Origin of the sequence: Bacteroides sp. D20 (assembly GCF_003436255.1) — a bacterium.
In the GTDB taxonomy this organism is placed as follows: domain Bacteria; phylum Bacteroidota; class Bacteroidia; order Bacteroidales; family Bacteroidaceae; genus Bacteroides; species Bacteroides uniformis.
Map to the genome: position 1 here is coordinate 76,805 of NZ_QSOO01000021.1, position 12,621 is coordinate 89,425.

Here is a 12,621-nt window from a genome sequence, read left to right on the forward strand (position 1 = left end):
AATATGATGAAATTATTCTTGCTTTGGGCTCTTTTGTTGCTGCCGGTCGGACCGGCAGCAGCACAAGAGATAAAAATGTCACAAACAGCTCCATTGGAACAAGTTTATGGAGAAACTGTAGAAGATGATGCCTTACTGCCCATGAATGAACTGGATATGGATTTTGGCTATGCCCTCTATGAGACAACCGTTGATGTGGAAGAGGAGAATCCCACACTAACTATTGAAAACGTACGGGATTATGCTGTGGTCTATGCAGACGGCAAACTGCAAGGATATTTAAAAGATAGCAGTAAAAGCTTGAAAACCAATCTACCGATAGGTATACACAAACTTAGTATCTATACTGAAAATATCGGACGTATTACCTATGGTCCTGAAATTCTGGACAATTCAAAAGGTATCTACGGCAGCATAACATTGGGAAAGACAGATTTAGAAGGCTGGAAGATGACCCCATTGGAAATTAAGGAATGCGATGTGGCCGGAATAACTTTCAAAGAAGGTACCTCCTCCATCCCTTGCTTCCGTAAAGGTTGTGTCACAGTAAGCAATCCGGCACAAGAGACCTTTCTTGACGTGTCTGGCTGGGGAATGGGAGAAGTCTGGATAAACGGGCAATATTTGGGTGCCTACTGGGAAGAAAATGCAGAAAAGACCCTGGAGATACCTGCTGGTGCTCTGATAGCAGGTAATAATGAAATAGTGGTATTTGAACTAAAAAATAACGAACAAGCTTCCATGACACTAACCGATAAGCCTATTTTCAAATAAGCCCTTGCATGTACTTGTTTATATTCCTTAAAAAAACGACCTTTGTGTAGGAGCAGATTCCGAAAAACGTGTCTTATTTAATGAGAATAGCATAATTATATATATCATGAAGAAACTAACATTTATCAGTTGCCTCCTTTTAAGTGGTTGCCTGGCCGGAGCAATGGCTGCAAACAAAAAGCAACCCATCTACAAAGATGCCAAAGCTCCCATTGAGGAGCGTGTGAATGACCTGGTCAGCAGAATGACGCTGGAAGAAAAGGTACAACAACTCAACCAGTACACTTTGGGGCGGAATAACAACGAGAACAATCGTGGTGAGGAAGTAAAAAAAATTCCTGCCACATTAGGCTCCCTCATTTATTTTGATGAAGATGCCAATCTGCGTAACGAGGCTCAGAGAAAAGCAATGGAAGAATCACGTCTGGGTATCCCCATCCTTTTCGGATACGACGTCATCCACGGGTTCCGTACCATTTATCCCATCTCTTTGGGACAAGCATGTTCTTGGAATCCCCAATTGGTAGAACAGGCATGTGCCGTTGCCGCCCAGGAAGCACGCATGTCCGGGGTAGACTGGACTTTTTCCCCTATGATTGACGTGGCAAGAGACGGACGCTGGGGACGCGTTGCAGAGGGCTATGGCGAAGACCCTTATACCAATGCTGTATTCGGTGTCGCATCTATCAAAGGATACCAAGGTGAAGACATGTCCGACAGCAAGCGAGTAGCCGCCTGCCTTAAACATTATATCGGATACGGCGCTTCTGAAGCAGGACGTGACTATGTTTATACGGAAATCTCCAATCAGACTCTGTGGGACACCTATATTCCTCCCTATGAAGCTGGCGTAAAAGCCGGTGCCGCTACTTTAATGAGTTCATTCAATGACATCAGCGGCACTCCCGGAAGCGCCAACCATTACACGATGACAGAAATTCTGAAGAACCGTTGGAAACACGACGGCTTTGTTGTTTCAGACTGGTCTGCAGTACCGCAACTTATTGACCAGGGCCATGCTGCCGACCGCAAAGAAGCTGCCCGTCTGGCTTTCAACGCCGGCCTGGAAATGGACATGATGGGGCATTGCTATGACAAGCATATGGCAAAGCTGGTGGAAGAAGGTAAAATAAGCATGCAACTGGTGGACGATGCAGTGAAACGCGTGCTCCGTATCAAATTCCGCCTTGGACTTTTTGACAATCCCTACACCCCGACATCTACAGAAAAAGAGCGCTTCCTCCTTCCACAAAGCCTGGCTATTGCAGAGAAACTGGCAGAGGAGACCATTGTTCTACTGAAGAATGAAAACAAGGTACTCCCTCTGGCAAACGGGAACAAGCCAACTATCGCCGTCATGGGGCCTCTGGTAGAAAACTGTGCCGAGCTCCTGGGGTCATGGTATGGACATGGACATGCAGAAGATGTCCTCCCCATCAAAAAGGCGCTGGATGCAGAATTTGCAGGCAAGGCTGAACTGATTTATACCGAGGGTTGTGGTTTCGACGGTAACGACACTTCCAAATTCAGTGAGGCACTGGCTGTAGCCCGGAAAGCAGATGTCATTCTACTCTGCATGGGTGAAAAGAAAAAGTGGAGTGGCGAAAACGCATCGCGTTCCATCATAGAACTGCCTGCCATTCAAGAGGAATTCATTGCTGAAATGAAGAAAGCAGGCAAACCGATTGTTCTGGTACTGGCTAACGGACGTCCTTTGGGACTCTCTAAAGTGGAACCTCTCTGTGACGCCATCGTTGAAATGTGGCAACCGGGAGTACCTGGCGGTAAACCATTGGCAGGTGTCTTGTCCGGCCGGGTAAATCCTTCGGGCAAGCTTTCCATTACTTTTCCACGTTCCACCGGACAGATTCCAATCTATTACAATCAGCGCAAAACAGCCCGTCCACAAAGTGGCAAATATCAAGACATCTCCTCTTCCCCACTGTATGAATTCGGATACGGCTTGAGTTATACCACCTTTAATTATGGTAATATCAACTTGCCCAAAGAAACCATCAGACGCGGTGAAAAGTTGGTAATGGAAATCCCAGTCACCAATGTAGGCAAACGTGACGGTGCAGAAGTGGTGCATTGGTTTATCTCAGACCCATTTAGCACGATTACCCGTCCATGCAAAGAATTGAAGCACTTCGAAAAGCAACTAATTAAAGCAGGTGAAACACATATATTCCGCTTTGAAATAGACCCGATGCGTGATCTTGCTTTTGTAAATGCCAATGGTGAACATTTCCTTGAAAATAGAGAATATTATGTAATAGTGAAAGACCAGAAAGTAAAATTCACGGTTATAGATTAATCTTCTTTTTATATTACAGGCCATCCTCCTTTCATCATTCTAAAAGACAGATGGCCTGCAATTTCTATTTTAGAACAAATAAGTATACTGTTCTCCTAAAAATTTCTTGATATGCTTCAAGGCTTTGGTTATTTGGGCCTCCACCGTCTTGACAGAAATCCCCATTTCCCCGGCAATTTCTTGATTAGTCTTCCCTTCCTCCCTACTTTTGCGATAAACCTGCCCACATTTGTCCGGAAGGGAACAAACAGCTTCTTCAATCAATCGGTTCAGTTCTTCCATCTCCACCGAAGTATCAGCCGCAAGAGCATATCCATATTCTTCTCCTCCCTCGATGGGAACCGTATCCTTTTCATCGCGTAAAGCATTCAGGCAACGATTGCGTGCAGACTGGAAAAGATAAGCCTTGAATGAGATTTTAAGAGTCAAGTCGGCCCTACCCTCCCACAAATTCATAAAGATGGAAAGGGCCAGTTCTTCTATCTCCTGCTTGTCTCTCAGATAAAGGGACATGAAGCGGCAGAGTGAAACAAAATAAGTATCGAAAAGGTGCTTGAAAGCCTTCTCGTCATCTTGTTTGATTAACTGTAACAATAGGATATCATCTTCTGCAGGCATATCGAAGTTATATTAGATAAGGGCTTCTTGAGCGGCAAAGATACTAATATTATTTGTTCCTCGAAATTTATTAAAAAAATAATTGGAATTGGAATAAGGGTTAAACCCAAGTGATGTGTCATATAAGTGAAGGCCTATAAAAACATCATGATCATGAAAAAAAGTGTTCCTTGGAATTTAATCATTCCTAAGTTGAAACAGGAAATTTCCGCAGACGAAGAGCGGCAATTGGAGACTTGGTTACGCAGCAGTAACAACGAAGCGTTATTCAAGGAATTGCAACTGTTATGGGAAAAAATTCAGGCAAATGTAGAAAACTACACGCCCAATACCGAATATTATTGGAATGAACTTGTCAACCGTATGCACGCCAGCGAGCCTAAGCAGACTGAAAAACCTGCAAAGAAACGCTTCGAACTGAAACAGATATACCGCTACGCAGTAGCTGCATGTATAGCTGTTGCCATCGGTTGCTCATTCTACATAGGATTCCTTAACGGACAGCCTGAAGCCATGCCGCAGTTATACTCTAATTTGTCGGGTAAGTCTAAGGTTCTCCTTCCTGACGGAAGCGAAGTATGGATGCATACAGAGACCTCTTTGCAATACGGATCACAAATGAATAAGGATGAGCGTATCGTAAATGTAACTGGTGAAGCTTACTTCGATGTAGCACACGATGCTGACAAACCTTTTATTGTGCAGACAGAAGGTATGCGTATCGTAGTTCACGGAACCAAATTCAATGTCGATGCATTCCCCGGTTCGGAAAATACATTGGTGAGTTTGGTAGAAGGGTCCGTCTCTTTGGAAACCGAGACAGAGAACCGTTTCCTCAAACCGGGCGAAACAGCTACTTTTAATCGGAAAACCCTTACACTTAAGGTAGAAAAAGATGATGTACATTTTGCCTCTTCGTGGGCAAATACACAACTCGTATTCAGAAACCGTTCATTGGGAGACATTTGCAAACTGCTTTCTAAATGGTATCGGGTAAAGATAGACGTGGATCCTACATTATCCAATAAATATTTCTATACGTTTACGTTGCGTAGCGAACCGCTGGACGAAATACTCCGCATCATGGCACGCATCCAACCTATGAAATATACCTTTAACGAAGAGAATGAGTTGACAATTTCGTTTGCAGACACAAAACAAAAAGTAAAATGAAACAGTAACAAAATTAAAAACTTATGCCAAACAAACAAATGAGAAATGCACATTATTTAATAATTAACGAAAAGTAAACACCTACATTAATCTTTAAATTTAAGACAATTATGGATATAAGAAAACAACTCATCATTCTTATACTGGTACTTCTATGTGCCCCGGTTTCTGCACAAAAGAAAGAGAAACTGATCACACTGAAGTTCACAAATATCCCATTATCAGAGGCTATGCCAAAAGTGGAAAAGCAAAGTGGATACACTTTCTTCTATGAATCGCAGCAAATAGACATCAAACAGAAAGTCAGCTTGAATGTTAAGAATGAAACTATTAATAAGACAATAGCAGCCTTATTGAAAGGGACCAATGTTAAATTTGAAATCGACGCAACACACATTATTTTATATACCGGAAAGAATAACAAGGCAATATCCGGACAACCACAGAACATCTCTGGTACAGTAATTGACGAAAGTGGTGAACCGATTATCGGAGCAAATGTCATGGTGGAAGGAACCAGTACTGGTGTCATTACAGATCTTGACGGAAAATACACAATCAACGCACCGGCAGGGAGTAATCTCAAAATCTCCTATATCGGTTATGTGACACAGACTGTAAAAGCTGGTAGAAACAGTACCGTAAAGTTAGTGGAAGACAGTAAAACACTGGCAGAAGTCGTGGTAATCGGCTATGGTACACAGCGTAAGTCCGACCTGACTGGAGGTCTGGTATCAGTAGACCAGAAGAAACTGAACATGATAAATAGCAGTAACTTGATGGACCGTCTTGCAGGACAAATCCCGGGCTTAAGCGTAACTACTGGTGATGCGAAACCGGGTGCAGACCAAACCCTCCGTGTACGTGGTGAAAACTCATTAAGTGCTGACAATGCACCGCTCATCGTATTGGACGGTATTCCTTACAACGGTTCTTTGAGTGATATTGACCCAAACATCATCGAAAGCCTTAGTGTCTTGAAAGATGCTTCCGCAGCAGCTATCTACGGCTCACGCGGTTCCAATGGTGTCATCTTGATTCAATCAAAGAAAGGCAAGAAAGGTGCACCCCAAGTTACATACAAAGGGCAGTTCAGAATGTCGCAACCCCAACAGACCATTGATGTGATGACTCCAGACGAATACATCACATTTAAACAAGACATTGCACGCCTGAAAGATGGATGGAGCGGTGACCAATTGGCTCCTGAGAATATTCTGAGTGCCAGCGAACTTATAAATTACAAGAAAGGCGTTACAAACGACTGGCAGGACTATATTTTCCGCAATGCATTTACCATGGAACATCAAGTAGGCATTTCCGGAGGTACTGAAAGCACCACTTATATGGGGGCAGTTTCCTATCTGGATCAAGAAGGTGTAGTCTACAACTCCGCCATGAAACGTTACAATATCAATTTGAGTGTCACACAAGTATTAAATAAATGGCTGACTATCGGTATACAGACCCAATTTATTCAAAGAGATGGCGGTGGTATAACCCCGAATATTGAACATGCTGTAAAGCAAAGTCCTTATGGTATCTACAAAGATGAAAACGGCAAGTATTATGAAGAACCTATGGACCAATCTCTGATTATTAACCCGATGGCCAATGTCAATGCCGATCAAGATCAAACAAGACGTAACTTCTTCATCAACACCTATGCTGACATTCTGTTGCCGGTAAAAGGTCTTTCAGCCCGTACAACCTTTGGTTACAACTATCGTAGCGACTTTACCGGCACATACTATGGCCGTGACACCAAAGACGGTAGAACAGCCAGCGGAAAAGCCAGCATCAACAATGAACACTACTGGGATTACACTTGGGAAAATCTGCTCAAATATAATCGTGAATTTGGCAAGCACCGTTTCGACGCTACAGGTTTGTTCAGTGTACAACAAACTCAGAAAAAGACTTCCAAGTCAAGTGCCGAAAGTTTTGTAAACGATGATTCCAGTTATCATAACATCAATGCAGGTGAGAAAAATAAGACTGTAGGATCCGGTTTATCAGAAACCTCGATGTTGTCTTATATGCTTCGCTTGAACTATTCATATGCAGGGAAATACATGCTGACTTTGACCGGACGTTCCGACGGTTATTCTGCCTTCGGTGCAAACAACAAGTATGCATTCTTCCCGTCAGTGGCTGCTGCATGGAACATTGCTTCCGAAAGTTTTATGGAAAATGCACAAAACTGGCTGGACCAATTGAAGCTCCGCGTATCTTATGGTTCTAACGGTAACCAAGCCATCAACCCCTATCAGACATTGGACCGTCTGCACCTCACAAACTATATCTGGGGTGACGGTGGAGCAGGTGTCAACGGTGCTTATCTGGCCAACGACGGTGTCGGAAATCCGAATCTAAAGTGGGAAACAACCCAAACATTCAACGTCGGTATCGACTATTCATTCTTCAACGGCCGTATCAACGGTAACATTGAAATGTATGTCGCCAACACAAAAGACTTGCTGATGAAACGTACTGTTCCTATCATGAACGGCTATAAAACCATTTGGGATAATGTGGGTAAAACACGCAATAAAGGTGTTGAATTTACCTTGAACACCGTCAACATACGTAATAAGGACTTCGAATGGAGCACCGGAATCATCTTTTCACTGAACCGTGACAAGATTGTAGACCTACGTGGTGACAAAAAAGATGATATCACCAATAAATGGTTCATCGGCAAACCCTTGCGAGTTTACTACGACTATGACGTCGACGGCATCTGGCAGGAAGGTGACAAATTCACCTATACCGCAGCAGACGGTACAGAAAAAGAGATCCAAAAAGGTGCCAAACCAGGTTCTGCCAAAGTGAAAGATGCAGACGGAAACGGTTATATTGACTCCAATGACAAAGTTATCATCGGTTCAAAGAATCCAAGCTTCCTCATGTCTATGAGCAATACATTGACTTACAAGAACTTTTACTTGTCATTCCTACTGAATGGAACCTTCAAAGTTACACGTGAGTTGAACGAAGCCAATATCGGAAGTTGGAGTTACAACTTATACAACTATCTGCATAATGCCGATTACTGGACACCGGAACACACCAATTCCAAATATGCTTCTCCAGCATATAACAACTTCGACGGACACAGCTATTACAAAGACTTTACATACATCCAAATAAAGAATATCACTTTAGGATACAATTTTGAAAAGAATTTTGTAAAGAAATTGGGACTGAGCGGTTTGGGAGTCAATATCAGTGTGGAGAATCCTTATACATTCTGTGACATACGCAGCGTATTGAACTATGACAACAGTTGGTTTGCCTCTTACCCGACTGCACGTTCCTACGTACTTGGACTGAACTTATCATTCTAAACTTACTTAAATATATATACAATGAAAAATTATATATCAAAAGCAACTCTAGCTCTGTTAGTAGCTCTGTCTGCTACCGGTTGCTCTGACTTTCTGGATGAGAAACTGAAAAGTGAACTAGCTCCGGACAACACATATACAAGTTCCTATGGTTTCGAAGTAGGTTCTACCGGACTTTATGCCGAAGCACGCTCTGAATACAACACTTGGGGTGAAAACGGTGCCTTCATGCACAATGCCGCTTGCCCTTACGAAGCATTGCAGATTGCCACTGACCTTGCTACCATGGGTACCAAAGACGGTTCTATCCAACCGTTCGGTTTCTTGACATTAACTCCAAATACCGGTATTGTAGGCTCCTACTGGAACTGGGCTTATAGTCTGATTGCAGGAGCCAATGAGATGTTGAAATACTCGGAAATAAACACGAACTGGGATAATAGCACAGACAAGGCGCTCTATCAGGCAGAATCACGTTTTTTCCGCGCCTATGCATACCGTACATTGGTTTATCTGTATGGAGACGTTCCTTATGTAGACAAGATTCAAGATCAGTTCAGAATCGATTTTACCCGTACACCGAAGGAAGAGGTTATTGCCCACATGGTAGAAGACCTTCAGTTTGCTGTCGAGAACCTGCCTACTGACCCTGATGCCGTAAAAGTCGGCAAGCTGACCAAATGGGCGGCAGAACACTTACTAAGTGAGGTTTACTTGATGCAGGGTGATTATGCAAAGGCTGAAACTGCCGCAGAGAATGTCATCAACAGCGGATATTTCCACTTGATGGAAGACCGCTTCGGTGAAAAGGCAAAAGCAAACGGCGATGTGTTCTCCGACCTATTCGTTGAAAACAATCAAAATCGCACATCCGGCAATATGGAAAGCATTTGGGTCATGCAGTTTGAATATAACACTACTGGTGGCGGTACAAATTCCGATGACTGGACACGCCGTGCCTGGGAACCCAAATACTTCGAAATTACCGGTTTTGTTTTGGCAGACTCACTGGGTGGCCGCGGCTTGTCGCAATTGGTACCAATGAAATGGTGGATTGGAGAAGATACCGGTTTCTTTGATGAAGAAGACATTCGTAATTCCGAATACAACATCAAACGTAACTGGTATTACAACAACGAGAACATGCCCGACCTTTATGGTAAAAAAGCCACGATTACAGACGAAACATGGTTTACCACCTTCCGTCTTTATCCGGCTCTGACAAAATTCTTCTATGGCCGTTCCGAAAACCTTTCTTTGACCGGTTCCTACCGTGACCGCATGAAGTTCCGTTTGTCCGAGACTTATCTCTTACTCTGCGAAGCAAGGTTGGGGTTGAACGATATTTCAGGTGCCCGCGAAGCAATCAATGTTGTACGCCGTCGCGCACATGCTCCTGAAATTACGGACAGTGAAATGACCATGGACTTCTTGCTGGACGAACGTATCCGCGAGTTGGTAGGTGAAGAATCACGCCGCTTTACCTTATGCCGTACCGGCAAATTATTGGAGCGTACCCGCAAATACAATACAGAATCGGGGCCCGTTATGCGTGATTACCACACATTATGGCCGATTCCTCAGAGCATAATCGATTCAAATACGGGTGCAGAATTCCCGCAAAACGAAGGATATTAACAGCACAAAGACAAAATAAAACACGAATAAAGGTAAAAAGATAGTTTTCAAGATTCTCATAAAGGGAATTGTCCGCGTCCATTGAGAACAAAGGCAATTCCCTTAATTTTATCAATAAACAATCATGAAGATACACAGACAATTAACAGCAGCAGCCTTTCTGTTTATCAGTATGGCAATCATGGCACAAGTGCCATTCAGCAAAAAGGAAGTAAAAGAGAAAATGAAGCAAGTGGCAGACTGGCAAATTTCCAATCCTAACACTGCCCACGAACACCACGACCTGGATTGGACCAATGGAGCACTTTATGTAGGTATGGTAGATTGGGCTAAACTAGCAGAAGAGGAGTACAATGACAGCACCTACTATCAATGGCTCTATAAAATAGGAAGACGAAACTGCTGGCAACCCCATCAGCGGTTGTACCATGCAGACGATATAACCGTTTCCCAATCATTCATTGACTTATACCGTAAATATAAAAAAGAGGAAATACTGGCTCCTACCCTGGCACGTACGGAATGGATTGTCAACCATCCATCCAACGGTACATTCAAACTGGAGTATGGTGACAACAAAACCCTAGAACGCTGGACCTGGTGTGATGCCTTGTTTATGGCCCCCCCGGTTTATGCCAAGCTATACCGTGAAACCAACAACCGGAAATACCTCCAATTCATGGACAATGAATACCGGGCTACCTACGAATACCTATTCGATAAGGAAGAGAACCTTTTCTACCGCGATTGGCATTATTTCGGTAAAAAAGAAGCCAATGGCAAAAAGGTGTTCTGGGGACGTGGAAATGCCTGGGTACTGGCCGGTCTGGCAGAAGTATTGCAGGAGTTGCCCAAAGGCTTGATGGAACGCGCTTATTACGAAGAACTGTTTATCCGGTTATGCACACGTATCGCCGGATTGCAGAACGAAGACGGTTATTGGCATGCCAGCCTTCTGGATCCGGCTTCTTATCCTTCTCCCGAAACCAGTTCCACCGGTTTCTTTGTATATGCGTTGGCCTATGGCGTAAATGCGGGACTCTTGAATGAAGACGATTTCATGCCAGTCATTATAAAAGGCTGGAAGGCACTGACCGATGCTGTAGATGCAAGCGGTAAACTTGGCTGGGTACAGCCTATCGGTGCCGACCCCCGTAAAGTGACGCGTGACATGACAGAAGTTTACGGTGTCGGTGCGTTTCTTGCAGCAGGATGCCAGATATACAAGATGGCTGTAGATACGGAAGCTGATTATATAAAAATCTGGCCAGACAGAAAAACCATGCAGGGAAACCCTTTAAGTGGTTGGGTTGTTTATGCAAATGAGAATGTCAGCGATGACTTCTGGAAGAAATACGACCATATCTATGTACCGGAAAAAGGAACAACCGTGAAAATCTCCGATTATGCACGCACACTCTATATCCGTACGCATTGGAGTACCTTCAATCCCGCCGAAGGAGTCTACGGCTGGGATACCAACGAAAAGTTGAAAAAAGTAATTCAAGGGGCACTCGACAGAGGTATGCGTCTCTCTTTCCGTGTAGTTGTCGACAGCCGCGACCGAAAAAATGAAGCCACTCCGGCCTATGTATTCGATGCAGGAGCCAAATACTATACAGACAATGGAAAACGCTCTCCCTATCCTGATGACCCTATCTTCCAGGAGAAATATGCAAAGTTCATAGAAGCATTTGCCCAAAAATACAATGACCCTGACCTGGTGGAATTTATAGACGGCTACGGTCTTGGCAAATGGGGTGAGGCACACACTATGAAGTACATTGACCCCAAGAACCGGGAAGCTGTGTTCAATTGGATTACAGACCTCTACGTCAAACACTTCACCAAAGTACCTTTAGTTATCAACTACCATCGTTGGATGGGTGCAGGCAAAGACTGGGCAGGTGAGGAGAATTTTGATCCCGATAGTAAACGCTTGTTGGACAGCGCTTGCGAGAAAGGCTTTTCCTTACGTCATGATGCTTTCGGAATGAGAGAGTATTACGGCCAGTGGGAGCGAAACTATGTGAAACCTTGGATTATGAAACGCCCGGTTCTACTGGAAGGTGGATGGATTGTGAGCAAGCACCCTTATCACAATGACCCGAGCGGTTACAAAACAGCCAAAGATGTGCGTATCGGAGAATTTGAAGACGGTCAGGAAGCTCATGTCAACATGATGGATTTCCGTGTAGGAGACGAAACCATGAGTTGGTTCCGTGATGCCTATCCTTTGGTTGAGCGTTTCATCTCCGAAGGAGGTTATCGTTTATATCCCGATTCCATTGTAGTTCCCAAAGAAATGAAGAGTGGTTCAAGAATAAAGATAGTACATCGCTGGAACAACTTAGGCTGGGGATATTGCCCAACCAATATACCACAATGGAACCAAAAGTATAAAGTAGCTTTCGCATTATTGAACCAAGACAATCAAGTAGTCTACTCTTATCTGGACAACAATACTGATTTATCCGTCTGGATAAAAGGCTATCCCACTTCCTATGAGTTCACTCCCAAACTTCACGGGGTAAAAAAAGGAACCTATACCTGGGCAGTAGCTTTAGTCGATACAACCAAAGGCAATGGAAGCAATGTTAAGGGGCTGGATATCTCTGCCAAGGGAACCTTCACTAATTCTGGTTGGTTAAAACTGTCAGAAGTAACTGTAAAATAAATAAGACACCCCATCGACTTTGGCAGTATCCATAATTTTGTGTAAATAGAAACGGGATTCAGTTATAAGTTCTC

Annotated in this window: 6 protein-coding genes and 1 pseudogene; 6 read left to right on the plus strand and 1 reads right to left on the minus strand. The window is 43.7% G+C overall.

The annotated features are described in order from the left end of the window. The first annotated feature begins 3 nt into the window (after positions 1 to 3). On the plus strand, positions 4 to 774 hold the full coding sequence (locus DXD78_RS18400; protein WP_009037861.1) for a hypothetical protein: 771 nt from the start codon (positions 4 to 6) through the stop codon (positions 772 to 774). Positions 775 to 880: 106 nt separating this feature from the next. Beyond that, on the plus strand, positions 881 to 3,091 hold the full coding sequence (locus DXD78_RS18405) for a glycoside hydrolase family 3 N-terminal domain-containing protein (protein WP_117652911.1): 2,211 nt from the start codon (positions 881 to 883) through the stop codon (positions 3,089 to 3,091). A 69-nt stretch (positions 3,092 to 3,160) separates the two neighbouring features. On the opposite strand, the gene DXD78_RS18410 is transcribed toward DXD78_RS18405, so the two are convergent. Then, on the minus strand, positions 3,161 to 3,709 hold the full coding sequence (locus DXD78_RS18410; RefSeq protein WP_005829791.1) for an RNA polymerase sigma-70 factor: 549 nt from the start codon (positions 3,707 to 3,709) through the stop codon (positions 3,161 to 3,163). A gap of 153 nt (positions 3,710 to 3,862) precedes the next feature. Between DXD78_RS18410 and DXD78_RS18415 the strand changes: the two genes are divergently transcribed. The 4 genes and pseudogenes from DXD78_RS18415 to DXD78_RS21400 all read left to right on the plus strand — a co-directional run. After that, entirely contained in the window at positions 3,863 to 4,882 is a 1,020-nt protein-coding gene (locus DXD78_RS18415) for a FecR family protein (RefSeq protein ID WP_005833380.1), read from the plus strand. 110 nt (positions 4,883 to 4,992) lie between these two features. Next, positions 4,993 to 8,232, plus strand: coding sequence for a TonB-dependent receptor (locus tag DXD78_RS18420; protein WP_005829787.1), 3,240 nt, complete (start codon positions 4,993 to 4,995; stop codon positions 8,230 to 8,232). A gap of 21 nt (positions 8,233 to 8,253) precedes the next feature. Then, entirely contained in the window at positions 8,254 to 9,870 is a 1,617-nt protein-coding gene (locus DXD78_RS18425; RefSeq protein ID WP_009037857.1) for a RagB/SusD family nutrient uptake outer membrane protein, read from the plus strand. 124 nt (positions 9,871 to 9,994) lie between these two features. Further along, positions 9,995 to 11,104 (plus strand): annotated as a pseudogene (locus tag DXD78_RS21400) (glycoside hydrolase family 105 protein); the annotation flags it as partial. Positions 11,105 to 12,621: the final 1,517 nt, after the last annotated feature.